Raw genomic sequence first — 23,421 nt, forward strand, 5'->3', positions numbered from 1 at the left:
CGTGTTCTAGTCTCGCGACGTGGCCCTCAACATCGCTGACCTCTTCGAGCACGCCGTCGACGCCGCGCCGGACAACCCCGCCGTGAAGGTCCTCGACCGCACCGTGACCTACGCCGAGCTGGAGGCCGAGGCCAACCGGCTGGCCCACTTCCTGGCCTCGCGCGGCATCGGCACGGGCGACCACGTGGGCATCTACGCCAAGAACAGCGTCGAGCACGTCGTGGCCGTGCTCGCCGTCGTCAAGGTGCGCGCGGTGTGCATCAACGTCAACTACCGCTACACCGAGGGGGAGCTCAACTACCTCTTCGACAACGCCGACGTGAAGGCGCTGCTGCACGAGCGTCCCTACGCGCCACTGGTCGCCGCCTGCGCACCTCGCCACGAGCAGCTGCAGACCGTCGTCGCGCTCCCGGACCCCACGGCACCGGACGACGCCTCCGACGTCGGCTCCTACGGGGGCGTGCTCTACGCCGACGCCGTCGCCGGCCAGAGCGCCGAGCGCGACTTCGGGGAGCGCAGCCCCGACGACCTGCACATCATCTACACCGGAGGCACCACCGGCTTCCCCAAGGGCGTGATGTGGCGCCACGAGGACTTCTGGCGGGTGCTGGGCGGCGGGATCGACTTCATGACCGGCGAGCCGCTGGAGGAGCACGACCAGTCCCGCCAGGCCACCGATCCCCGGCTGGTCACCTTCCCGTTCAGCCCGCTCATGCACGGCGGCGCGCAGGCCGGCCTGCTCATGCACCTGTTCGCGGGGCACCTGACGATCCTGGAGCCCAAGTTCGACGCGCAGCGCACCTGGGAGGTCATCGACCGCGAGAAGGTGCAGCTGGTGTTCATGACCGGCGACGCCATGGCGCGTCCGCTGATCGAGGAGTACGAGCGGGCCCAGGAGGCCGGCACCCCCTACGACGGGTCGAACCTCATCTCCATCGCCAGCAGTGCCGCGATCTTCAGCCCGCCCGTCAAGGAGCGCTGGATGAAGGCGTTCCCCAACGCGTTCTTCACCGACTCCATCGGCGCCTCGGAGACCGGCTTCCAGGGCACGGGGCTCCAGGACCCCAACGCGCTCAGCAAGGACGGCCCCGTCGTCACGCCGGGCCCGCACGTGATCGTGATCGACGACGACAACCGCGTGCTCGCCGTCACCGACGAGAACGCCGGCAAGGTCGGGCGGATCGGCCGCGGAGGCCACGTGCCGCTCGGCTACTACAAGGACGAGAAGAAGTCGGCCGAGACCTTCCTGGTCATCGAGGGCCAGCGCTACGCCGTGCCCGGCGACTTCGCGCGGGTCGAGGAGGGCGGGCGCATCACGATGCTCGGCCGCGGCTCCAACTGCGTGAACACCGGCGGCGAGAAGGTCTACCCCGAGGAGGTGGAGATGGCGATCAAGGGCCACCCCGCCGTCTACGACGTGCTCGTCGTCGGCCTCCCGGACGAGCGCTACGGCCAGGCCGTGGCCGCCGTCGTCGAGCTCCGCGAGGGCCACACGCTCGAGCTCGAGGAGCTGCGCTCCTACCTGCGTCGCGACCTCTCGGGCTACAAGCTTCCCCGGGCGCTCACCATCGTCGAGCAGGTGCCGCGCAACGCCACCGGCAAGGCGCAGTACCCCAAGGCCAAGGAGATGGCCCTGACCAGCACCCAGGAGGTGACCGCCTGATGCGCAGTCCGCTGTGCGACCGCTTCGGGATCGAGTACCCGATCTTCGCCTTCACCCCCAGCGAGCACGTCGCCGCCGCCGTCTCGCGCGCGGGTGGGCTCGGTGTGCTCGGCTGCGTGCGGTTCAACGAGACCGACGAGCTCGAGCGCACGCTCACCTGGCTCGACGAGAACACCGACGGCAAGCCGTACGGCGTCGACATCGTGATGCCGATGAAGATCCCCACCGAGGGCACCTCCCTCGACCTCGGCGCGATGATCCCCGAGGAGCACAAGCAGTTCGTCGACAAGACGCTGCTCGCGCTCGGCGTGCCGCCGCTGCCCGAGGGCGAGGGTCGCGAGGGCGTGCTCGGCTGGCTGCACTCGGTGGCGCGCTCGCACCTCGACGTCGCGCTCCAGCACCGCCCGGTGCTGATCGCCAACGCCCTCGGCTCGCCGCCCGCCGACGTCGTCGAGAAGTGCCACGAGCACGGCATCGCTGTGGCCGCCCTGGCCGGAGCCGCCAAGCACGCGCTCAGCCAGGTGGCCAACGGTGTCGACATCATCGTCGCCCAGGGCCACGAGGCCGGTGGCCACACCGGCGAGATCGCCAGCATGGTGCTCACCCCCGAGGTGGTCGACGCCGTCGGGCCGGACGTGCCGGTGCTCGGCGCGGGCGGCATCGGCTCCGGTCGCCAGGTGGCGGCCTCCATGGCGCTCGGCGCTCAGGGCGTGTGGACCGGGTCGATCTGGCTCGGCACCGAGGAGTACCAGAACCTCGTGAGCAACAAGGGCTGGTCGACGGCGTTCACCCGCGCCAGCTCCGCCGACACCGTGCGCACCCGGGTCTACACCGGCAAGCCCGCGCGGCTGCTCAAGACCCGCTGGACCCAGGCGTGGGCCGAGGAGGGTGCTCCGGAGCCGCTGCCCATGCCGCTGCAGAACCTGCTGGTCGCCGAGGCCCACAACCGGATCAACGCCTCCGACAACCCCGACGTGATCTCCATGCCGATCGGTCAGATCGTGGGGCGGATGAACGAGGTGCGTCCCGTGGCCGACGTGATGGCCGACCTGGTGAGCGAGTTCGAGGAGACGGTGGCGCGGCTCGACAAGCTGCGTGCCTGACGACGCCCCGGGCGGCGCCGCGCCCGCGGAGGGGCGACGTCGGGCGCTGGTCGTCGGCGCCAGCGGCGGCATCGGCGCGGCGGTCGCGCGGCGGCTCGCCGTCGACCACGCGGTGGCCGGCACGTACCGCAGCGCTCCCACCGGGTCGGAGCACCTGCTCCGCGAGGAGTCGCTGGACCTGGCCGCCCCGGACGCAGCCGCGGCCGTGACGGCACTCGTCGACGACGTCGAGTCCGCATGGGGTGGGCTCGACGTCGTCGTGCACGCCGCCGGCCCGCACGTGCCGATGCGGCACCTCTCGCAGGTGACGCCGGCGCAGATGTCGTCGCAGCTCGCCGACGACGCCGGCGCGTTCTTCGCCGTGGCCCACGCGGTGCTGCCGGCCCTGCGCCGCTCCGGTGGTGTGCTCGTCGCCGTCACGACCGCCGCGACCAGCCGGTTCCCGGTGCGCGACGGGCTCTCCTCGGCCCCCAAGGCCGCCGTCGAGGCGCTCGTGCGTGCGCTGGCCAAGGAGGAGGGGCGCTTCGGGGTGCGGGTGAACTGCGTGGGCCCCGGCATGCTGACCGACGGGATGGCCGAGCGACTGATGGCCGGGGGAGACCTCGACGAGCGGGCGCTCGAGGCGGCCCGCGCCGCCATCCCGCTGCGGCGCTTCGGCGGGGCGGTCGACGTCGCCGAGGCCGTGGCGTTCCTGGTCTCGGACCGCGCGGGGTTCGTCACCGGCCAGAAGCTCGACGTCGACGGTGGCTACGGTGTGTGAGTGAGCCGAACCGCCGAGACCGACGCCCGCCCCCTCCCCACCGGCGCGGTGCTCGTGGCCGGTGCCGGTCCGGGCGTGAGTGGCCACCTGGCCCGACTGCTCGCCGCCGAGGGCCACGACCTGGCGCTGCTCGGCATCGACCCGCGGGAGCTCGAGCAGCTGGCCGCCGACGGGCGTGACGCCGGCGTCCGCGTGGAGACCGCGCAGGTCGACCTCACCGACGACGACGCGGTCCGCTCGACCGTGGCGGAGCTCGGTCTGCGGCTCGGACGGTTCGCCCTGGTGCACTTCAACCCCAGCGCCTTCCGCGAGGAGGACCCCCTCACGCTGACCCCCGCAGCCCTCGCCGAGGACGTGGCGCTCGGTGTGGGCGCCCTGCTGAGCGTCGTCCAGGCCGCCCGCCCGTTCCTGGCCGTCGACGCACGGGTCTCGGTGACCGGATCGATGGCCGCCGACCAGCCCTGGAACAAGGCCGCCTCGCTCGGTGTGCAGAAGGCCGCGGTGCGCAACCTCGTGCACAGCCTCGACACCACGCTGGAGCCCCACGGCGTCCGCGCCGTCTCGGTGACCGTCCGCGGCACCCTCTCCACCGACCCCGACAGCCCCTTCTCCCACGCCGCCGTCGCCCGTGCCCTCCGCGCCGCCCTCGACCAGCCTGCCGATGCCTGGCGCTCCGAGGTCCCCTACGAGGGCTGAGCATCCACCGCTCTCGCCACCGGGCTACTCGACCAGCGGTGGTGGCCACTCGGCCGCAGGCGCGACGCGCGTGTACGCGGTGCCGCGCTCGGGTCGCGTCCAGAGCTCGCCGTCACCAGCGACGGCACCCTGGGCGGCGAGCTCGCGCTTGAGGACCTTGGTGGTGGCGGTGCGGGGGAGGGTCGGGGTGATCCGGACCCAGCGAGGGCGGCCCTTGGTGTGCAGGTCGGTCTGCTGGTCGAGGAACTCCGTGAGCTCATCGGGCGAGAGCGGTGCTCTCAGCGCCAGTGCAGCCACGACCTGGTCGCCGGAGGAGGGGTCGGGGATGGCGTAGACAGCGGCCTCCGAGACGGCCGGGTGGCGCAGCAGCACCCGTTCGACCGGTGCGGCGCCGAGGTTCTCGCCGTCGACCCGCAGCCAGTCGGCGCTGCGGCCGGCGAAGTAGACGAAGCCGTCGGCATCGCGGTAGGCGAGGTCGCCCGACCAGTACATGCCGCCGCGCATCCGCTCGGCGTCGGCGGCCTCGTCGCGGTAGTAGCCGGCGAAGGCGCCCGCGCCGCGGGTGTTCACCAGCTCGCCCGTCGCGGCGTCCGCGTTCAGCAAGCGTCCCGCGGCGTCGAGCTCGGCGTCGGGCGTAGGCATTCCGGTGACGGGATCGAGCACCTCGACCCCGTCGAGCGGCCGGCCGAGCGCGCCGGCCGGCATCCCGGGCACCCGCTGGACGATCACGGCGTTCTCGGTGGAGGAATAGGAGTCCACCACCGTGCAGCCGAAGCGGCGTCCGAACTCGGCGATGTCGCGCTCGTTGGCCTCGTTGCCGAACACCAGGCGCAGCGGGTTGGCGGTGTCGTCGGGGCGCTCGGGCGTGGCCAGCACGTGCGCCAGCGGCTTGCCCACGTAGCTGGCGTAGGTGGCGCCGTAGCGCCGGACGTCGTCGAGGAAGCCCGAGGCGCTGAACCGCGGTGCCAGCGCGACGGCGGCACCGGTGGCCAGCGCGGGCGCCCACCCGGCCATGACGGCGTTGGAGTGGAACAGCGGCATCGACACGTAGGCCACCTCGCCCGGCCCGAGACCGAACCGCTCGCCGAGCATCGCACCCGGACCGGCCACCTTGCCGTGGGTGACCCGCACGGCCTTGGGGTCGCCGGAGGTGCCCGAGGTGAAGATCAGCATCAGCAGCGTGTCGGCGTCGGCCTGCACGTAGGCCGGAGCGGTGCCGTCGGCCTCCGGGTCCGGTGCCAGGTCCTCGACCGTGAGCACCGGGACACCGAGCCCCGGCGCGTCGTCGAGCAGGTGGCGGTGCGCCTCGTCCACGAGCACCCACTGGCAGTCGCTGCGTGCGACGTCGGCAGCCAGCGCGGCGCCGCGTCGGGTCGGGTTGAGCCCCACGACCACGTGCCCCCAGAGCGCTGCGCCGCCGATGGCGTGCAGGAACGCGGGCGTGTTCTGCATGAGCACCCCCACGTGCGGCGGGCGTGCAGGGTCCAGGCGTCGGTGGACGGCGGCGCCCACCGCGGCCGAGTCGGCCACCACCTCGCGCCACGACCAGCGGTGGTCTGAGCTCAGCAGCCCGGGGGAGTCGTCCGCTGCTCGCGCGAGCAGCTGGGCCCGGACGTCGGGACCCGTCGCAGTCACACCTCAGGCGGGGTCGTCGGCCAGGGCACGGCCGATCAGCAGCGCCTGGTCGGTGGCGCCGCCGAAGAGCAGCTCGAAGCGCTTGGCGCTGGTGAAGTAGCGGTGCGCCTCGCCGTCGAGGTCGATGCCCACCCCGCCGTGCACGTGCACGGCCGTGTGCGCGAGGCGGTGCCCGGCGTCGGCGGCCCAGAGCTTGGCCGTGGCCACCTCGACCTCGGCGGGCAACCCCTCGGCGAGCCGCCACGCGGCCTGCCACAGCGTCAGTCGCTGCCCGAGCACGTCGATGTACCCGTCGGCCAACCGCTGCGAGACGGCCTGGAACGTGCCGATGGGCCGGCCGAACTGCTCCCGGGTCTTGGCGTAGGCGGCGGTCAGGTGCAGCGCACCCTCGGTGACCCCGAGCTGCTCGGCGGCCGCCGTGACGACGAGCAGCTGACCCAGCCGGGTCGCGGTGCCGTCGCCGGGCGTGCCGACCGCCTGAGCCGCGGCGCCGTCGAGCTCGAGGCGGGCGACCGCGTCGCCGTCGCTGGTGCGCTGCGCGACGACGCGCACGCGGTCCGTGCCCGGGTCGAGCGCGAAGACGCCCACGCCGTCGGGCGTGCTGGCGGTGACGAGCACGAGGTCGGCCGCGGTGCCCGCCCGCACCACGGTCTTGACGCCGTGCAGCTCCCAGATGCCCCCGCCCTCAGGCGCGGGGGAGGCGGTGGTGACCGGCCGCGCGGGCAGGGCGACGCGCTCCTCGGAGACGGCGGCGGTGACCACCACCTCGCCGGCGGCGAGACCGGGCAGCCAGCGTGCGGCCTGGTCGGCGTCGCCGCACTCGGCCAGCAGCAGCCCGGCCGCGCCGTGCACGGCCAGCGGCACCGGTGCGACCCGGCGGCCGACCTCGACGAGCACCCGGCACAGCTCCAGCAGGCCCAGCCCGGCGCCGCCGTGGTCGTCGGGCAGGTGCAGCCCGAGGAGGCCGGAGGTGCCCAGCTCGCGCCACAGGTCGCGGTCGAACCGGTCGCCGGCCTGCTCGACGGCGGTGAGCCGGTCGGTGCCGGTGCGGTCGCCCAGGATCGTGGCGGCCAGGGAGGCCGCCTCGTCCTGCTCGGGGGTGAAGGTGAAGTCCACGGGTGCTGCTCCCTTACCGCTTGGCCGCGGGCAGCCCGAGGCCCACGTAGCCGATGATGTCGCGCTGGATCTCGTTGGTGCCGCCGCCGAAGGTCATCACGAGCGAGCTGCGGTGGAATCGCTCGAGGCGGCCCGCGAGCACCGCTCCCTCGGAGTCGCCGGTGATGCCGGCCTCGGGCCCGACGACCTCCATGAGCGAGCGGTACACCTCGGTGGCCAGCTCGGAGCCGTAGATCTTGGTGGCCGAGGCCTCCGCGGGGGAGAGGTCCACCCCGGCGTCGGCGTCGGAGGCCAGCTTCCAGTTGATCAGCTTCAGCGCCTCGACGCGAGCGTGCGCGCGACCCAGCGCCAGCTGCACCCACTCGGAGTCGATGACGCGCTGGCCGTCGGCGTTCTTGGTCTGCTGGGCCCACTGGCGCACCTGCCCCAGCGACTGGATCAGCGGTGCGGCGCTGGTGAGCGCCACGCGCTCGTGGTTGAGCTGGTTGGTCATCAGCGACCAGCCGCCGTTGAGCTCGCCGACGAGGTTGCCCGCGGGCACGCGGACGTCCTCGTAGTAGGTGGCGCTGGTGCCGACGCCGGCGACGGTGTGCACGGGCGTGTAGGAGACGCCGGGGGCGTCGGCGGGCACCAGGATCATCGAGAGCCCCTTGTGCCGCGGGAGCTCGGCGTCGGTGCGGCAGGCCAGCCAGATCCAGTCGGCGTACTGGATGAGCGAGGTCCACATCTTCTGGCCGTCGATCACCCACTCGTCGCTCTCGCGGATCGCGCGCGTGCGCAGCGAGGCGAGGTCGGTGCCCGAGCCGGGCTCGGAGTAGCCGATGGAGAAGTGCAGCTCGCCGGCCAGGATCCGGGGCAGGAAGTAGTCCTTCTGCTCCTGGGTGCCGTAGCGCATGATCGTGGGCCCGACCGTGTTGAGCGTCAGGTAGGGGATGGGGACGCCGGCGACCGCCGCGGCGTCGGTGAAGATCAGCTGCTCCACCATGCTGCGCGCCTGGCCGCCGTACTCGGCCGGCCACCCGATGCCGAGCCATCCGTCGCTGCCGATCTGGCGGATGACCTCCTTGTAGACGCCCGCCTCCCCGAACTCTCCGGTGGCCGAGGCCAGCCCGGCCCTACGCTCGGGGGTGACCAGCTGGTCGAAGTACTCGCGCAGCTCGGCGCGCAGGGCGAGGTGCTCGGGTTCGAGGGCTACACGCATGACCCCAGACTAGAACGTGTTCTCGTTTTCGGCTAGCCTGCAGCGGTCGTCCGATCGACGCCGGAGGAGGCACGCATGAGCGCGACCAGGATGCTCGACCACGGGCAGCAGCCGATGCGGTTCGCGCGGGGCTGGCACTGCCTCGGGCTCGCCAGCACGTTCGCCGACGGCGAGCCGCACGGCATCGAGACCTTCGGCACCAAGCTCGTGGTCTGGCAGGACACCCAGGGCGAGATCCAGGTGCTCGACGGCTACTGCCGCCACATGGGCGGAGACCTCACCCAGGGCGAGGTCAAGGGCGACCAGATCGCCTGCCCCTTCCACGACTGGCGGTGGGGAGGCGACGGGCGGTGCAAGCAGATCCCCTACGCGCGCCGCGTGCCGCTGCGCGCCCGCACCCAGCGCTACCCCGTGGCCATCCGCAACGGGCAGGTGCTGGTGTGGCACGACCCCGAGGGGTCCGAGCCCGACCACGCCATCCTGCCGCCGGAGCTGCCCGGGCTCGACGAGGGCCTCTACACCGACTGGTCGTGGGAGGTCGTGCCGATCCAGGGGTCGCACTGTCGCGAGCTGATCGACAACGTCGTCGACATGGCGCACTTCTACTACGTGCACTTCTCGTTCCCGACGAGCTTCCGCAACGTCTTCGAGGGCACCGAGGCCACCCAGTACATGGAGTCCAAGGGTCGGCCCGACAAGGCCGGCGGCTACGGCAGCGCCGAGCTCTTCCTCAAGTCCGAGGCCACCTACTTCGGCCCCGCGTACATGATCAACTGGCTCGAGGTCGACTACAAGGGCTTCGAGACCGAGGTCGTGCTCATCAACTGCCACCTGCCCACGGGCCCCGACTCCTTCACCCTGCAGTACGGCATCACCGTCAAGAAGCCCGAGGGCCTCGACGACGACACCGCGCGCTACATCGCGAAGAAGTACGCGCAGATGTTCGGCGAGGGGTTCCTGCAGGACGTGCACATCTGGCAGAACAAGGTGCCGGTGCAGAACCCGCTGCTGTGCGAGGAGGACGGGCCCGTCTACCAGCTGCGCCGCTGGTACGAGCAGTTCTACGTCGACGTCGCCGACATCGCCCCCGAGATGACCGACCGCTTCGAGTTCGAGGTCGACACCACCCAGGCCAACGAGTTCTGGCAGGAGGAGGTCGCCGAGAACCTCGCCCGCCGTGACGCGGCCGGGGAGCCTGACGGGTCCGACGAGACCCAGCCCCAGCTCATGTCGGGCACCTGAGCCGTGGCGTCGTTCGTCCCCACCAGCGCCGAGACCGTCGAGGACCAGCGCCTCTACACCCAGGCGCGGCTCACCGAGGTGGCCTGCCTGGACTGCCTGGCGCGGGTCGGCGTCAAGAAGAACAGCGAGCACCAGACCTCCATCCAGTGGAGCGCCGAGGCCCGTCACCAGTGCCCCGAGCTGACTCGCCGGTCCGGTCGGCGCGAGACCCACCGCGGCTGCCCGCGGCTCCTGGCCAGCATCGAGGCGGCCACCCGGGGGGGAGAGGTGCCGGTCGGCGCCGAGGACGGGTACTGATCGGTACCGACGGGTAACCTTGCCGGGCACCGCGCGCCGCGCGGCCGCCCACGGGCCCACCCCGAGCCCATCCGAGCCACCACACCGCCGCGGGCGCCGCCCCGGCCCACCCGAGGAGAGCGCGCGCAGAGCATGGACACCTCGTTCGAGCTGAAGGTCGTCGACGTCGTCGAGGAGACCGCGGAGGCGCACTCGATCTCCTTCGAGGTGCCCGCGGGCGTCGAGGAGCAGTTCCGCTACAAGCCCGGCCAGTTCCTCACCCTCGCGGTGCCGAGCGAGCAGACCGGCGTCGCCGCCCGCTGCTACTCCCTCTCCAGCAGCCCGCACGAGCAGCCCGAGCGGCTCACGGTCACGGTCAAGCGCACCGAGGGCGGCTACGCGTCCAACTGGATCTGCGACCACGTCCGCCCCGGTTCCACGCTGCGCGTGCTGCCGCCCAGCGGCATCTTCACGCCCGCCAGCCTCGACGCCGACCTGCTGCTCCTGGCCGGGGGGAGCGGCATCACGCCCATCATGTCGATCACCCGCACCGCGCTGGCCGCCGGGAGCGGACGCATCGTGCTGGTGTTCGCCAACCGCGACGAGTCCTCGGTGATCTTCGCGCGCGAGCTGGCAGAGCTCGCCGCGGCGCACCCCGACCGGCTGCGCGTGGTGCACTGGCTGGAGAGCCTCCAGGGCCTGCCGACGCCCGAGCAGCTGCGCGCCCTCGTGGCCGACCACCTGGAGCACGACCTGTTCACCTGCGGACCGGCGCCGTTCATGAGGGCGGTGATCGCCGCGGCCAAGGAGCTGGGCCTGCCGCGCGAGCGTCGTCACCAGGAGAAGTTCGTCTCGCTGGGCGGCAACCCGTTCGGCGACGCCGTCCCGGGGCCGGTCGACGCCGAGGGGGAGGACGCCGCCGCGGCTGCGCCCACCGCCGAGGAGCCGGCCGCCGAGGAGCCGGGCGTCAGGGGCCCCGTGCGCCTGGAGGTCGAGCTCGACGGCGAGACGCACCGCTTCGACGACTGGGACCCCCGCCAGCGGCTGCTGGACTTCCTGGAGTCGCGCGGGGTCAAGGCGCCCTACTCCTGCCGCGAGGGGGAGTGCTCGGCGTGCGCGGTGCGACTGCTCGAGGGCGAGGTGTCGATGCAGCGCAACGACGTGCTCGACGACGAGGACCTGGCCGACGGCATCCGGCTGGGCTGCCAGTCGCTGCCGGCCGCCGAGGTCGTCCGGGTCACCTACAGCTGACCCCGGCGGTCCTCGGACATCCACAGCCGGGTAACAGTCCGGGCGTCCCGTCGGCCGGCGCTGTTTCCACAGACCTTCCACAACCTGTGGATGTGCGTCGCCCCCACCCCGCGGCACCGCGGCTCCGGGGAGTCGGTCATCGGGGTATGCGGTGGTCTGGACCAGTTTCCTGTATTGTGGATCACAGGTCACCATGGTGCCTACGCACGGCTCGGACCCCTGCGGACCGCACACCCCCCACCCGCCATCGACGTCCTCCCCCACGGTCGGTACCCGCCGACCAGGACCCGGTGCGGTTCCCCCGAGAGGAGGGGCCATGTTCGCCACGCTCACCCGCATCCAGCGTCGACTGGTCTCGTCATCCACCTCCCCGCTCTCCTGGAGCGAGGACCGCCGCCTGCGCGCGGTGGACCAGAACCCCGAGTCGGCCACCTGGGACGACGTCCAGCTGCTCCTCGTCGCCCACGGCGTCGCCGGCGAGCGACTGCGCCACACCCTGCTCGCCGTCGAGCAGCTGCCCGTGACCCCGGCCGTGTGCTGGGCCTGGGCCATGGAGCACGACGGCGTCTCGTTCGCCGACCTGCTCGCCGCCGGCCTGCCCTGCTACGAGCTCGTCGAGCACCTCGAGCTGCTCAGCCTGCCCCAGGACCTGCCCCGCACGGTGGTCCTCGCGTCCTAGGACGCCCTCGATCGACCCGGCGCACCCCCCAGCGTCCGGGTCCCCAGCTCCGGCGCGTCGCCCTCGGGTGGCGCGCCGGAGCTGTCTCCGGTGCCGCACGGGCGGGGGCCCGACGGCGTCCGGGGCGGGGGTGGGCGGGGCGGCTCACGTGTCCGGTGGTGTGCCGGAGTGCGCGGGCGCCGCGTGGGTGCCGGTGCTCGTGCCCGGGCCGCCCCGCCTGCCGACGTCAGCAGTGGTCCGCCGAGGTCGCCTGTCGAACGCCCTGCTACCAGCCGCGCTCGCGCCACTCGGCCAGGTGGGGGCGCTCGGCACCGATCGTCGAGTCCCCGCCGTGGCCGGGGTAGAACCACGTCTGGTCGGGGAGCCGGTCGAAGACCTTGTGCTCCACCTCGCCGACCAGCTGGGTGAAGGCGTCGGCGTCGCCGAAGGTGTTGCCGACCCCGCCGGGGAAGAGCGAGTCCCCGGTGAACAGGTGCGGGACGCCGGTGTCGCCGTCGGTGTGCAGCAGCGCGATGGAGCCCGGCGTGTGACCGGCGAGTGCGATCACCTCCAGGCTGCACCCGCCCACGGCCACGGTGTCGCCGTGCTGCACCCGGCGGGTCACGGTCACGCCGGTCTGCTCGGTGATGGCGTCGGCGTCGGGGGCCCCGGCGACGATCTCGGCGCCGGTGGCCCGGGCGACGGCCGCGAGCGCGCGGTGGTGGTCCCAGTGCTGGTGGGTGGTGACGACGGCGGTCAGCCCGCCGCCGCCGATCAGCTCGAGCAGCCGCTCGGCGTCGTCGGCGGCGTCGATCAGCACCTGCTCGCCGGTGGCAGTGCAGCGCAGCAGGTAGGCGTTGTTGGACATCTTCTCGTCGACGGCCACCTTGGTGATGCTGAGGTGAGCCAGCTCGCGGGTCTCGGGCGCGCCGCCCACGGTCACGTCTCCGGTGTAGGTCATGGGGTCATCCTCGCAGGTGTCGGGGTACCGGCCGGCGAGGCGGAGACCACCCCGGTCGCATCCCGTGGCAACGCTGAGGCGTGGGCTGTCGGTGGTGCGTGAGACATTGGGTGAGCGTGTCGGGAGGGCAGCGTGGCCCGCCCCGCCGCACTCCTGCAGCACCCCCGCAGACCAGCTCCGAACCGACCCGCACCGAACGACCACACCACGACGCAGAAGGCGGCCCAGACCACCGTGGCGGACCAGCTCATCATCCGAGGCGCGCGCGAGCACAACCTCAAGGACGTCTCCCTCGACCTCCCGCGAGACGCGCTCATCGTCTTCACCGGGCTCTCGGGCTCGGGCAAGTCCTCCCTGGCCTTCGACACCATCTTCGCCGAGGGTCAGCGACGCTACGTGGAGTCGTTGAGCGCCTACGCGCGCCAGTTCCTCGGCCAGATGGACAAGCCCGACGTCGACTTCATCGAGGGGCTCTCGCCCGCGGTCTCGATCGACCAGAAGTCCACGTCGAAGAACCCGCGCTCCACGGTCGGCACCATCACCGAGGTCTACGACTACCTGCGCCTGCTCTTCGCGCGCGCCGGTCGCCCGCACTGCCCCACCTGCGGCGCCCCGATCGAGCGGCAGACCCCCCAGCAGATCGTCGACAAGGTGCTCACCCTCGAGGAGGGTCAGCGCTTCCAGGTGCTGGCACCTGTGGTGCGGGGTCGCAAGGGGGAGTACGTCGAGCTGTTCAAGCAGCTCCAGGCGCAGGGCTTCTCCCGGGCCCGCGTGAACGGCGAGACCCACCTGCTCGACGACCCGCCCACCCTCGACAAGCAGAAGAAGCACACCATCGAGGTGGTCGTCGACCGGCTCGCGGTCAAGGGCTCGGCCAAGCGCCGGCTCACCGACTCCGTCGAGACCGCCCTCAACCTGGCGAGCGGCCTGGTGCTCCTCGACTTCGTCGACCTGCCCGAGAAGGACCCCCAGCGCGAGCTGCGCTTCTCGGAGAAGATGGCCTGCCCCAACGAGCACCCCATCGACACCGACGAGCTCGAGCCGCGCTCGTTCTCGTTCAACTCGCCCTTCGGTGCCTGCCCGGTCTGCAGCGGTCTCGGCACCCGGATGGAGGTCGACCCCGAGCTGGTGGTGCCCGACCCCACCGCCTCGCTCGCCGAGGGCGCGCTGCAGCCGTGGAGCACCGCACACGTCGCCGACTACTTCCTCAAGCTGATGGAGGCGCTGGGCCGCGAGCTGGGTTTCGACGTCCACATGCCCTGGGAGGACATCCCGACCACCGCGCAGCGGGCGCTGCTCGACGGCCACCGCACCAAGGTGCACGTGGTCACCCGCAACCGCTACGGCCGCGAGCGGGCCTACTACGCCGCGTTCGAGGGCGTGCGGCCCTGGGTCGAGCGCAAGCACCGCGAGTCGGAGTCCGACACCACGCGCGAGCGCTTCGAGGGCTACATGCGCGAGGTGCCCTGCCCCACCTGCCGTGGCAGCCGGCTCAAGCCGGTCTCGATGGCCGTCACGCTCGGGGGTCGCAACATCGCCGAGATCTGCTCGCTGCCCATCAACGAGACCGCCGACTTCCTCCAGGGCCTGCAGCTCACCGCCCGTGAGCGCCAGATCGGCGAGCGGGTGCTCAAGGAGATCCAGGAGCGGCTGCGCTTCCTGCTCGACGTCGGCCTGGACTACCTCTCGCTCGACCGTCCCTCGGGGTCGCTCTCCGGCGGCGAGGCCCAGCGGATCCGGCTGGCCACGCAGATCGGAGCCGGTCTGGTCGGCGTGCTGTACGTGCTCGACGAGCCCTCCATCGGGCTGCACCAGCGCGACAACCAGCGCCTGATCGAGACCCTGGTGCGGCTGCGCGACCTCGGCAACACCCTGATCGTCGTCGAGCACGACGAGGACACCATCCGCACCGCCGACTGGGTGGTCGACATCGGCCCCGGCGCCGGCGAGCACGGCGGCCAGGTGGTGCACTCCGGCTCGGTCAAGGGGCTCTACGAGCACCCCGACTCGATGACCGGCCAGTACCTCTCGGGCCGACGCGAGATCGCCCTGCCCGAGGTCCGGCGTCCGCGCACCGTGGGCCGTGAGCTGGTGGTCAAGGGGGCGCGCGAGCACAACCTGCGCGACATCGACGTCGCCTTCCCGCTCGGCGTCTTCTGCGCGGTCACGGGGGTCTCGGGCTCGGGCAAGTCCACCCTGGTCAACGACATCCTCTACACCTCGCTGGCCAAGCAGATCTACCGCGCCCGCACGGTGCCGGGCCGCCACCGCCGCATCACCGGCCTCGAGCACGTCGACAAGGTGATCCACGTCGACCAGTCGCCGATCGGTCGCACGCCGCGCTCCAACCCGGCCACCTACACCGGGGTCTTCGACCACGTGCGCAAGCTCTTCGCCTCCACGCCGGAGGCCAAGATGCGCGGCTACCTGCAGGGGCGCTTCTCGTTCAACGTCAAGGGCGGCCGCTGCGAGGCGTGCGCCGGCGACGGCACGATCAAGATCGAGATGAACTTCCTCCCCGACGTCTACGTGCCGTGCGAGGTCTGCCACGGCGCCCGCTACAACCGCGAGACGCTCGAGGTGCACTACAAGGGCAAGACCATCGCCGAGGTCCTCGACATGCCGATCGAGGAGGCCCTGGAGTTCTTCGCCGCCGTCCCCGCGATCGCGCGACACATGAAGACCCTGGTCGAGGTGGGGCTGGGCTACGTGCGCCTGGGCCAGCCGGCCACCACGCTCTCGGGCGGCGAGGCGCAGCGCGTCAAGCTCTCCACCGAGCTGCAGAAGCGCTCCACCGGTCGCACCGTGTACGTGCTCGACGAGCCCACCACCGGCCTGCACTTCGAGGACATCCGCAAGCTGCTCCTCGTGCTCGGCCGCCTGGTCGACCAGGGCAACACGGTGCTGGTGATCGAGCACAACCTCGACGTCATCAAGACCGCCGACTGGATCGTCGACATGGGCCCCGAGGGCGGGTCGCGCGGCGGGCTCGTCGTCGCCGAGGGGACGCCCGAGGAGGTGGCAGCGCACACCGAGTCCTTCACCGGGCAGTTCCTCGCGCCGTTGCTCGCGGACAGCACGGTGACCGCCTCGCGCCCTCGCAAGGCGCCGGTGGACGTCGACCCGCGCGCGGCCACCAAGGCCCCGGCACGGAAGGCCGCGAAGAAGACCACCGCGAAGAAGGCCAGCGCGAAGAAGGCCACGGCGAAGAAGGCCCCGGCCACGAAGGCGGGAGCGACACGGGCCACCGGGTCCGCCCGCGCCCGCAAGGCCGGCTGAACCGGGGCCGCCCGGTGGTCGGACCGGCCGGTCTCACAGGGTTTTCTCACACCGCCTGGCTACTGTCCTGCTCGTGACCCCCCGCGAGACCCCCTCCCTCAGCCGTCGCGGCGCGCTCGGCGGCCTCACCGCCGCCGGGCTGGGCCTCCCGGTGCTGGCCGCCTGCAGCGGTGGCGGTGGCTCGGACGACGTCGCCGCCGACCCGGCCACCGGCAGCCCGACGCCGTCGTCCAGCCCGACGGCCTCCGCGAGCGCCGAGCCCGCACCCACGGAGGGCAACGCCACAGCGGCCCCCGCTGACGGGCTCGTGCCACTGGCCGACGTCGAGGTCGGCGGCGGCGTGATCCTCCCCGACGAGGCGGTCGTGGTGACCCAGCCCGTCGCCGGCGAGGTGCGCGCCTTCTCGACCACCTGCACCCACCAGGGCTGCCCCGTCACGGAGGTCACCGACGGCGCCATCGTGTGCCCCTGCCACCGCAGCCTGTTCTCGATCGACACCGGCGAGCCCGTCTCGGGTCCGGCCACCTCACCGCTCGACCCCGTCGCCGTCACCCTGCGCGGCGGCACCGTCCAGCGCGCCTGAGCACCCCGCGGCGTTCCACGCACCTGCTCCGCACGTCCCACGGCACCCCCACCAGGAGAGACCCATGGCACAGATCCAGACCTCGCGACGCATCGTCTTCCAGGGCATGGGCGCGCTCGGCGTCGCCGCAGTCCTCGCCGCCTGCGGCGGAGGCGGCGGCGAGGAGGAGACCGATGGCGGCGCGGCGCCGGCGGCCGGTGCGGTGCTGACGCCCACCGCGGACGTGCCGGTGGGCGGTGGCATCGTGCTGGGCGACCAGGGCGTCGTCGTCACCCAGCCCACCGAGGGCGACTTCAAGGCGTTCACCGCCACCTGCCCGCACCAGGGCAACACCGTCACCGGCGTCGAGGGCGGCACGATCGAGTGCAGCTTCCACGGCAGCTCGTTCTCGGCCGAGACCGGCGAGCGGGAGGGCGGCCCGGCCACCACGGGCCTGACCGAGGTCGAGATCACCGTCGAGAACGGCGAGGTCCGCACGGTCTGACGCGGGTTCGGGCACGCGGGTCAGGCCGCGGCGCTGGCCCTCGCCGTGGCCCAGGCACGCCACCGGCGATCGCGGGGCGACTCACGGCGGTCCAGCCGTGCGTCCAGCACGGCGCGCGCCTCGGTGAGCCGCCCGGCGCGCAGCAGCGCGGCGATCCGGCACTCCTCGACCACCTCGCGCTGGGCGTCGGACCCTCCGAGCCGGCGGCACAGCGGGGCGATCCTCGCCAGCGTGTCGGCCGCGGGTCCGGCGGCGCCGCGGGCCAGCAGCCCCAGCGCCTCGGCCAGGGGCGCGACGACCTCGCGCTGCGTGGGGTGGGGGTGGTGCTGCGCCCACGCCGCGAGCTCGGCCAGGCCGCAGGTGTCCTCCAGCGCCAGCAGCACGACGGCGGCGTGCATCGCCAGGAACGGCGTGGCCGGACGCTGCAGCTGGTGCGGAGGAGTGGCGCGCACGACCTCCTCGAGGCCCCGCGCGGCCCCGGCGCCCGGGGTCAGGGCCCACCGCACGAGCAGCGACCCGGAGTCCACCAGGGCTCGGCAGCCCAGGCCCGGGTCGGGCCGCAGGTCGGCGTCGTAGCGGCGCGCCACGCCGTCGAGGTCGCCCAGCGAGAGCTCGTGCAGCGCCGCGTGCCACACGAAGTGGCTGCGGCCCTCGGCGCTGTGGCCCTGGGTGCGCACCCACGCGTCCATCCAGGCGAGCCCGGCCGCGTGGTCGCCGGTCTCGTAGTGCGCGTGGGCGCGGGCGTGGGCGGCGTGCCCCGCCGTCGGGATGGCGGCCAGGGAGGTGGTGGCGAGGTCCATCGCCTCGTCGAAACGGCGCTGCTCCGTGCGCACGAAAGCCAGCAGTCCCGCGAACCAGGGGTCGTTGCCGTAGGCGGGGGCGGCGCCCTCGACGATCGCCCACGCCTCCTCGGGCACCTCGGTGGCGCCGGAGAAGGCGATGGTGGGGACCGCGGCTGCCAGCAGGACGGCGTCGCGCGGGTGCGCGGCGAGGTGGCGACGCAGGGGAGCCGGGTCGCCGCGCAGGTGGGCGGCCACCGCGTGCACGTGGCTGCGTTCGCGCTCCGTGGCCCGCGGGGCGAGCACCTCGGCGTCGCGCAGCCGCGCCTCCACGTCGATGGGCAGGCACATCTCGCGACCGAGCAGGGCCAGCGTGGCGTGACCCAGGGCGAAGGTGGGGTCGTGCGCCAGCGAGGCGGCGACCGACTCCGCAGCGCCCTGCTCGAGCCGCAGCAGCCGACCGACGCCACGCTCGTAGGCGGTGGCCGCCGCCCGGTTGGTGGTGAGGCCGAGCCCGTAGGTGTCGCGACATCGCATGAAACAACACTAAACCGATGTAGATAAATAGTCAGCACCCGGCTGGTGTGTCGCGAGGCGTGTCGGCGCACCCCCGTAGGGTGGTCCGGTGGCCCGCAGCCAGACCTTGAGCTACCGACCCGAGCCGGGCTCCATCCCCACCCAACCGGGTGTCTACCGGTTCCGCGACTCCCGCGGCCGGGTCATCTACGTCGGCAAGGCCAAGAGCCTGCGGGCGCGTCTGTCCTCCTACTTCCAGGACGTCGGCAACCTCCACCAGCGCACCGCCACCATGGTCACCACGGCGGCCAGCGTGGAGTGGACGGTGGTCAAGACCGAGGTCGAGGCGCTGCAGCTGGAGTACTCCTGGATCAAGGAGTTCGACCCGCGCTTCAACGTCAAGTACCGCGACGACAAGTCCTACCCGTGGCTCGCCGTCACCCTCTCCGACGAGTTCCCGCGGGTCATGGTCGGCCGCGGCGCCAAGCGCAAGGGCACCCGCTACTTCGGCCCCTACAGCCACGCCTGGGCGATCCGCGAGACCGTCGACGTGCTGCTGCGCGTCTTCCCCATGCGCTCGTGCACCAACGGCGTGTTCAAGCGCAGCGCCCAGATCGGCCGTCCGTGCCTGCTCGGCTACATCGGCAAGTGCGCGGCCCCCTGCGTCGGCACCGTCAGCGCCGAGGAGCACCGCGCGATCGTCGAGGACTTCTGCGACTTCATGGCGGGGCGCACCCGCCCCTTCACCAAGCGCATCGAGAAGGAGATGTACGCCGCCTCGGACGCGATGGACTTCGAGCGGGCCGCCCGCCTGCGCGACGACCTCGGCGCGCTGCGCAAGGCGCTGGAGAAGCAGTCGGTGGTGCTGCCCGACGGCGCCGACGCCGACGTGATCGCGCTCGCCGAGGACCCGCTCGAGGTCGCCGTCCAGATCTTCCACGTGCGCGGGGGGCGGGTGCGCGGCCAGCGCGGCTGGGTGGCCGACCGGGTCGAGGACGGCGAGGTGGGTGACCTCGTCGAGGACTTCCTGCTCCAGCTCTACGCCGGCACCGACCCCGAGTCGGCCGCCGACAGCATCCCGCGCGAGATCCTCGTCCCCGCCGAGCCACCCGACTCCGCCACCTTCGAGCAGCTGCTCTCCGACCTGCGCGGAAGCCGCGTCCAGGTGCGCGTGCCGCAGCGCGGCGACAAGAAGAGCCTGCAGGAGACGGTGGCCCGCAACGCCCAGCAGGCGCTGGCGCTGCACAAGACCAAGCGCGCCAGCGACCTCACCACCCGCAACCGCGCCCTCGAGGAGATCCAGAACGCCCTCGAGCTCGAGGAGGCACCGCTGCGCATCGAGTGCTACGACGTCTCCAACCTGCAGGGCACCGAGGTGGTGGCCTCGATGGTGGTCTTCGAGGACGGCCTGGCCCGCAAGGGCGAGTACCGCCGCTTCGTCATCCGCGGCGTCGACGGCCAGAACGACGTCGCCTCCATGCACGAGGTGATCACCCGGCGGTTCCGCCGGCTGCTCGACGAGCAGGCCAGCTCCGAGCTCAAGCCCGGCGACGAGCAGTCCGGCCCGATGCTGGTCGACCCCGAGACGGGTCGCGCCCGCAAGTTCGCCTACGCGCCCGGTCTCGTCGTCGTCGACGGCGGCCCACCCCAGGTGGCCGCCGCCCAGCAGGCGCTCACCGAGCTCGGCATCGACGACGTGCCCGTCGTTGGCCTGGCCAAGCGGCTGGAGGAGGTGTGGGTGCCGGGGGAGGAGGACCCGGTCATCCTGCCGCGCAGCTCCGAGGGGCTCTACCTGCTCCAGCGCATCCGCGACGAGGCGCACCGCTTCGCCATCAACCACCACCGCTCGCGGCGCTCCAAGTCGATGGTCGAGAGCGTGCTCGACGACGTCCCCGGCCTCGGGGAGGTGCGCCGCAAGACGCTGCTCAAGCACTTCGGCTCGCTGCGCAAGCTGCGGGCGGCCGAGGTCGAGGAGATCGCGCAGGTGCCCGGCATCGGGCCGCGGACCGCGCAGGCCATCAAGGACGCCGTCGCCCCCGCCGCGGCCGAGGGGTCCGACCAGGACGCCGGCTCCGCGGGCCGCGCCGAGGAGCCCGCCTACACCGTCAACACCGCCACCGGCGAGATCGAGGAAGCATGAGCGACCAGGCACCCCCGGGCAGCGGCACCCCCGAGGCACCCGCGCCGCTGCCCGCCGCGGCCGGCAGCGGGCAGCTCGTCGTCGTGACCGGCATGACCGGCGCCGGTCGCAGCACCGCGGCCAAGGAGCTCGAGGACCTCGGCTTCTACGTGGTCGACAACCTGCCGCCGAGCCTGGTGCCCGACGTCGTCCGGCTCGTCGACCAGAGCCTCGGCCCGCGCCAGCCGATCGCCGTCGTCGTCGACGTGCGCTCGGGCTCGTTCTTCCACACCCTGCACGCCACGCTGGCCCAGGGCACGCTCGGCCGCACGGCCACGCTGGTCTTCCTCGACGCCACCGACGAGGTGCTGGTGCGCCGCCAGGAGGCCGCGCGCCGCCCCCACCCGCTCCAGGGCGGCGGACGGCTGCTCGACGGGCTGCAGCGCGAGCGCAGCGTGCTGGCCGACCTGCGCAGCGACGCCGACCTCGTCATCGACACCACGGCGCTCAACGTCCATCAGCTCACCGACCGGATCGCCGCGGCCTTCGGCACCAGCGAGACCGTGCGGCTCAAGGTCACGGTGGTGAGCTTCGGCTTCAAGTACGGCATCCCCGTCGACGCCGACATGCTCGCCGACATGCGCTTCCTGCCCAACCCCCACTGGGTGCCGGAGCTGCGCCCCTACACCGGCCGTGACGCCGCGGTCGCGGACTACGTGACGGCGCAGCCGGGCGCCGCGGAGTTCCTCGAGGCCTACCTGCCGGTGCTGCAGCTGGTGGCGCAGGGCTACCTGCGCGAGGGGAAGCGCTTCATGCGGGTCGCCATCGGCTGCACCGGTGGCAAGCACCGCAGCGTCGCGATGTCGGAGGAGATCGCCGCCCGGCTCAGCGGCGCCGGCCTCACCGCACGCGTCATGCACCGCGACCTCGGCCGGGAGTGAGCATGACGCCCGTACGCAGCTCCGCGGGCCTGCGCGCCCAGTCCGCGGTGGCGCTGGGCGGCGGGCACGGCCTGCACGCCTCGCTCTCGGCGCTGCGCCTCCTCGTCGACGACCTCACCCTCGACGAGCTCACCGCCATCGTCACGGTCGCCGACAACGGCGGCTCCTCCGGCCGGTTGCGCGGCGAGTTCGGCGTGCTGCCGCCCGGTGACCTGCGGATGGCCCTCGCCGCGCTGTGCGGCGAGGACGACTGGGGCGACACCTGGGCGCGGCTGCTGCAGCACCGCTTCGCCGGCGAGGGCGAGATGCGCGGCCACGTGGTGGGCAACCTGCTCATCGTCGGGCTCTGGGAGCTGCTGGGCGACCACGTCGACGCCCTGGACTGGGTGGGGCGACTGCTCGGTGCCAAGGGCCGGGTGCTGCCGATGGCACTCACCCCCATGGACATCTGGGCCGACGTGCGTGGACTCGACCCGACCGACCCCGAGGCCCTCACGGTGGTCCGCGGGCAGGTCGAGGTGGCCACCACGGAGGGCGTGATCGCCAGCGTCCGACTCGAGCCGCCCGACCCGCCCGTCAGCCCGGCCGCGCTCGCCGCCGTCGAGGAGGCCGACTGGGTGGTGCTCGGACCTGGGTCGTGGTTCTCCTCCGTGCTCCCGCACCTGCTGGTGCCGGCGCTGCGCGAGGCACTGGTGCGCACCACGGGCCGGGTGGTGGTCGTGCTCAACCTCGAGGAGCAGGAGGGCGAGACCGGCGGCTTCGGGGCTGCCGACCACCTCGCGGTGCTCGCCGAGCACGCGCCCGAGCTGCGCCTGCACACCGTGCTGGCCGACGAGCGACGCGTCGGCGGCGAGCTGGCCGAGCTGCGCGAGCAGGCCGCTGCCTGCGGGGCCGCGCTGGTGCTCGCCGACCTCGGCGCCGACGACGGATCCCCCCGACACGACCCCCACAAGCTGGCCGCCGCCTACGCCACGCTCTTCGAGGGCGACCACGCCTGACCCGGCGTGACCGACCCGACGGGCACCCCCGACGCCGGATCCCCACCGGCGCCGGGTGATTGACGCGCGTGGCAGGATCAGCGCCATGGCGATGACGGCTCAGGTGAAGGCGGAGCTGGCGAACACGCAGATCACCAAGACCTGCTGCCGCAAGGCGGAGGTGGCCTCCCTGCTCCGCTTCGCCGGCGGCCTGCACATCGTCAGCGGCCGCATCGTCGTCGAGGCCGAGCTCGACACCGGCGCCGCCGCGCGCCGGCTGCGCAAGGACATCGCCGAGGTCTACGGCCACCAGTCCGACGTCGTCATGGTGCAGGGCAACGGCCTGCGCAAGGGCAGCCGCTACATCGTGCGCGTCGTGCGCGACGGCGAGTCGCTGGCGCGGCAGACCGGCCTGCTCGACCAGCGCGGTCGCCCCGTGCGGGGGCTGCCGCCGGCCGTCGTCGCGGGCTCCGGGTGCGACGCCGTCGCCGCCTGGCGCGGCGCCTTCCTGGCCCACGGCTCGCTCACCGAGCCCGGCCGCTCCTCCTCCATGGAGGTCACCTGCCCCGGGCCCGAGGCCGCGCTCGCCCTGGTGGGCGTCGCGCGGCGGCTCGGCATCCAGGCCAAGGCGCGCGAGGTGCGCGGCGTGGACCGCGTGGTGCTCCGTGACGGCGACGCGATCGGCCAGCTGCTCACCCGGCTCGGCGCCCACGAGTCGCTGATGGCCTGGGAGGAGCGCCGGATGCGGCGCGAGGTGCGCGCCACGGCCAACCGCCTGGCCAACTTCGACGACGCCAACCTGCGCCGCTCCGCCCGTGCCGCCGTGGCCGCCGGCGCGCGCGTCGAGCGGGCGATGGAGATCCTGGCCGACGAGGTGCCCGACCACCTGCGGATGGCCGGCGAGCTGCGCCTGGAGCACAAGCAGGCCTCGCTGGAGGAGCTCGGCCAGCTCCACGACCCCGTGCTCACCAAGGACGCGATCGCCGGTCGCATCCGGCGCCTGCTGGCCATGGCCGACAAGCGTGCCGAGGAGCTCGGCATCCCCGACACCGAGGCCTCCCTCACCGCCGACATGCTCGCCGAGGACGCCTGACCCCGGACCGGTGCCGACGCCTCGCCCCCCGTGACGTCGGTTACCCGCACGTACCTCGGACCGTGGCGTTGCGCTGTCCGTGGGCGGC

At 73.0% G+C, this 23,421-nt stretch carries 20 protein-coding genes; 15 read left to right on the top strand and 5 right to left on the bottom strand.

The annotated features are described in order from the left end of the window. The first annotated feature begins 19 nt into the window (after positions 1–19). From ABD948_RS15650 to ABD948_RS15665, 4 genes are read left to right on the top strand one after another with little or no spacing between them, the layout of a single operon-like run. Positions 20–1,663, top strand: coding sequence for an acyl-CoA synthetase (locus ABD948_RS15650; protein ID WP_345267473.1), 1,644 nt, complete (start codon positions 20–22; stop codon positions 1,661–1,663). Further along, a complete protein-coding gene (locus ABD948_RS15655; protein WP_345267475.1) occupies positions 1,663–2,766 on the top strand; it encodes an NAD(P)H-dependent flavin oxidoreductase in 1,104 nt (367 codons plus the stop codon). The genes ABD948_RS15650 and ABD948_RS15655 overlap by 1 nt, the downstream gene beginning before the upstream one ends. Beyond that, on the top strand, positions 2,759–3,526 hold the full coding sequence (locus ABD948_RS15660; protein ID WP_345267477.1) for an SDR family NAD(P)-dependent oxidoreductase: 768 nt from the start codon (positions 2,759–2,761) through the stop codon (positions 3,524–3,526). The genes ABD948_RS15655 and ABD948_RS15660 overlap by 8 nt, the downstream gene beginning before the upstream one ends. After that, a complete protein-coding gene (locus ABD948_RS15665) occupies positions 3,527–4,222 on the top strand; it encodes an SDR family NAD(P)-dependent oxidoreductase (RefSeq protein WP_345267479.1) in 696 nt (231 codons plus the stop codon). It begins immediately after the preceding gene. A 24-nt stretch (positions 4,223–4,246) separates the two neighbouring features. Here ABD948_RS15665 and ABD948_RS15670 read toward each other — a convergent pair whose 3' ends face one another. Genes ABD948_RS15670 through ABD948_RS15680 form a run of 3 tightly spaced genes read right to left on the bottom strand, consistent with a single transcriptional unit; the run spans position 4,247 to position 8,174 of the window. Beyond that, positions 4,247–5,857 carry an AMP-binding protein gene (locus ABD948_RS15670; RefSeq protein WP_345267480.1) on the bottom strand — a complete coding sequence of 537 codons (1,611 nt, stop codon included), beginning with the start codon at positions 5,855–5,857 and terminating at the stop codon, positions 4,247–4,249. 3 nt (positions 5,858–5,860) lie between these two features. Next, complete coding sequence (locus tag ABD948_RS15675; protein WP_345267482.1) at positions 5,861–6,973, bottom strand: acyl-CoA dehydrogenase family protein; 1,113 nt, start codon at positions 6,971–6,973, stop codon at positions 5,861–5,863. Between the two features lie 13 nt (positions 6,974–6,986). Further along, positions 6,987–8,174 (bottom strand): acyl-CoA dehydrogenase family protein, encoded by a 1,188-nt coding sequence (locus ABD948_RS15680; RefSeq protein ID WP_345267484.1) that lies wholly within the window; start codon positions 8,172–8,174, stop codon positions 6,987–6,989. Between the two features lie 75 nt (positions 8,175–8,249). On the opposite strand from ABD948_RS15680, the gene ABD948_RS15685 reads away from it, so the two are divergent. The 4 genes from ABD948_RS15685 (at position 8,250) to ABD948_RS15700 (ending at position 11,622) form a co-directional block, all read left to right on the top strand. Further along, the gene (locus ABD948_RS15685) at positions 8,250–9,416 is read left to right on the top strand and encodes a 3-ketosteroid-9-alpha-monooxygenase, oxygenase component (RefSeq protein ID WP_345267486.1); all 1,167 of its coding nucleotides are present in this window, start codon (positions 8,250–8,252) and stop codon (positions 9,414–9,416) included. 3 nt (positions 9,417–9,419) lie between these two features. Then, on the top strand, positions 9,420–9,713 hold the full coding sequence (locus ABD948_RS15690) for a hypothetical protein (RefSeq protein ID WP_345267488.1): 294 nt from the start codon (positions 9,420–9,422) through the stop codon (positions 9,711–9,713). A 132-nt stretch (positions 9,714–9,845) separates the two neighbouring features. Next, entirely contained in the window at positions 9,846–10,943 is a 1,098-nt protein-coding gene (locus ABD948_RS15695) for a 2Fe-2S iron-sulfur cluster-binding protein (RefSeq protein WP_345267490.1), read from the top strand. Between the two features lie 316 nt (positions 10,944–11,259). After that, positions 11,260–11,622, top strand: a complete 363-nt coding sequence (locus ABD948_RS15700; RefSeq protein WP_345267492.1) for a hypothetical protein — start codon at positions 11,260–11,262, stop codon at positions 11,620–11,622. A gap of 265 nt (positions 11,623–11,887) precedes the next feature. Here the strand turns inward: ABD948_RS15700 and ABD948_RS15705 are convergent, their stop codons facing one another. Continuing rightward, positions 11,888–12,562 (bottom strand): MBL fold metallo-hydrolase, encoded by a 675-nt coding sequence (locus ABD948_RS15705; RefSeq protein ID WP_345267494.1) that lies wholly within the window; start codon positions 12,560–12,562, stop codon positions 11,888–11,890. 234 nt (positions 12,563–12,796) lie between these two features. On the opposite strand from ABD948_RS15705, the gene uvrA reads away from it, so the two are divergent. The 3 genes from uvrA to ABD948_RS15720 all read left to right on the top strand — a co-directional run bounded on the left by uvrA (position 12,797) and on the right by ABD948_RS15720 (position 16,908). Continuing rightward, entirely contained in the window at positions 12,797–15,841 is a 3,045-nt protein-coding gene (uvrA, locus tag ABD948_RS15710; RefSeq protein ID WP_345267496.1) for an excinuclease ABC subunit UvrA, read from the top strand. 73 nt (positions 15,842–15,914) lie between these two features. Beyond that, the gene (locus ABD948_RS15715) at positions 15,915–16,424 is read left to right on the top strand and encodes a Rieske (2Fe-2S) protein (RefSeq protein ID WP_345267498.1); all 510 of its coding nucleotides are present in this window, start codon (positions 15,915–15,917) and stop codon (positions 16,422–16,424) included. A gap of 64 nt (positions 16,425–16,488) precedes the next feature. Further along, positions 16,489–16,908 carry a Rieske (2Fe-2S) protein gene (locus tag ABD948_RS15720; RefSeq protein ID WP_345267500.1) on the top strand — a complete coding sequence of 140 codons (420 nt, stop codon included), beginning with the start codon at positions 16,489–16,491 and terminating at the stop codon, positions 16,906–16,908. Positions 16,909–16,928: 20 nt separating this feature from the next. Here ABD948_RS15720 and ABD948_RS15725 read toward each other — a convergent pair whose 3' ends face one another. Beyond that, positions 16,929–18,224: a tetratricopeptide repeat protein gene (locus tag ABD948_RS15725; RefSeq protein ID WP_345267502.1), complete on the bottom strand. Its 1,296-nt coding sequence runs from the start codon at positions 18,222–18,224 to the stop codon at positions 16,929–16,931. 88 nt (positions 18,225–18,312) lie between these two features. On the opposite strand from ABD948_RS15725, the gene uvrC reads away from it, so the two are divergent. From uvrC to whiA, 4 genes are all read left to right on the top strand, one after another. Further along, on the top strand, positions 18,313–20,343 hold the full coding sequence (uvrC, locus tag ABD948_RS15730; protein WP_345267504.1) for an excinuclease ABC subunit UvrC: 2,031 nt from the start codon (positions 18,313–18,315) through the stop codon (positions 20,341–20,343). Further along, the gene (gene rapZ, locus ABD948_RS15735) at positions 20,340–21,263 is read left to right on the top strand and encodes an RNase adapter RapZ (protein WP_345267506.1); all 924 of its coding nucleotides are present in this window, start codon (positions 20,340–20,342) and stop codon (positions 21,261–21,263) included. The genes uvrC and rapZ overlap by 4 nt, the downstream gene beginning before the upstream one ends. Positions 21,264–21,265: 2 nt before the next feature. Next, positions 21,266–22,261: a gluconeogenesis factor YvcK family protein gene (locus tag ABD948_RS15740; protein WP_345267508.1), complete on the top strand. Its 996-nt coding sequence runs from the start codon at positions 21,266–21,268 to the stop codon at positions 22,259–22,261. A gap of 85 nt (positions 22,262–22,346) precedes the next feature. Next, complete coding sequence (whiA, locus tag ABD948_RS15745) at positions 22,347–23,333, top strand: DNA-binding protein WhiA (protein WP_345267510.1); 987 nt, start codon at positions 22,347–22,349, stop codon at positions 23,331–23,333. Positions 23,334–23,421: the final 88 nt, after the last annotated feature.

Source organism: Nocardioides nanhaiensis (genome assembly GCF_039542785.1).
Classification (GTDB): Bacteria; Actinomycetota; Actinomycetes; order Propionibacteriales; family Nocardioidaceae; genus Nocardioides; species Nocardioides nanhaiensis.

Bases quoted from the DNA above. Each gene is read 5' to 3' on its own strand.
- whiA (WP_345267510.1), top strand. From the start codon at position 22,347: ATGGCGATGACGGCTCAGGTGAAGGCGGAGCTGGCGAACACGCAGATC.
- ABD948_RS15685 (WP_345267486.1), top strand. From the start codon at position 8,250: ATGAGCGCGACCAGGATGCTCGACCACGGGCAGCAGCCGATGCGGTTC.
- ABD948_RS15725 (WP_345267502.1), bottom strand. From the start codon at position 18,224: ATGCGATGTCGCGACACCTACGGGCTCGGCCTCACCACCAACCGGGCG.
- rapZ (WP_345267506.1), top strand. From the start codon at position 20,340: ATGAGCGACCAGGCACCCCCGGGCAGCGGCACCCCCGAGGCACCCGCG.
- ABD948_RS15700 (WP_345267492.1), top strand. From the start codon at position 11,260: ATGTTCGCCACGCTCACCCGCATCCAGCGTCGACTGGTCTCGTCATCC.
- ABD948_RS15695 (WP_345267490.1), top strand. From the start codon at position 9,846: ATGGACACCTCGTTCGAGCTGAAGGTCGTCGACGTCGTCGAGGAGACC.
- ABD948_RS15720 (WP_345267500.1), top strand. From the start codon at position 16,489: ATGGCACAGATCCAGACCTCGCGACGCATCGTCTTCCAGGGCATGGGC.
- ABD948_RS15680 (WP_345267484.1), bottom strand. From the start codon at position 8,174: ATGCGTGTAGCCCTCGAACCCGAGCACCTCGCCCTGCGCGCCGAGCTG.
- ABD948_RS15655 (WP_345267475.1), top strand. From the start codon at position 1,663: ATGCGCAGTCCGCTGTGCGACCGCTTCGGGATCGAGTACCCGATCTTC.
- ABD948_RS15740 (WP_345267508.1), top strand. From the start codon at position 21,266: ATGACGCCCGTACGCAGCTCCGCGGGCCTGCGCGCCCAGTCCGCGGTG.
- ABD948_RS15705 (WP_345267494.1), bottom strand. From the start codon at position 12,562: ATGACCTACACCGGAGACGTGACCGTGGGCGGCGCGCCCGAGACCCGC.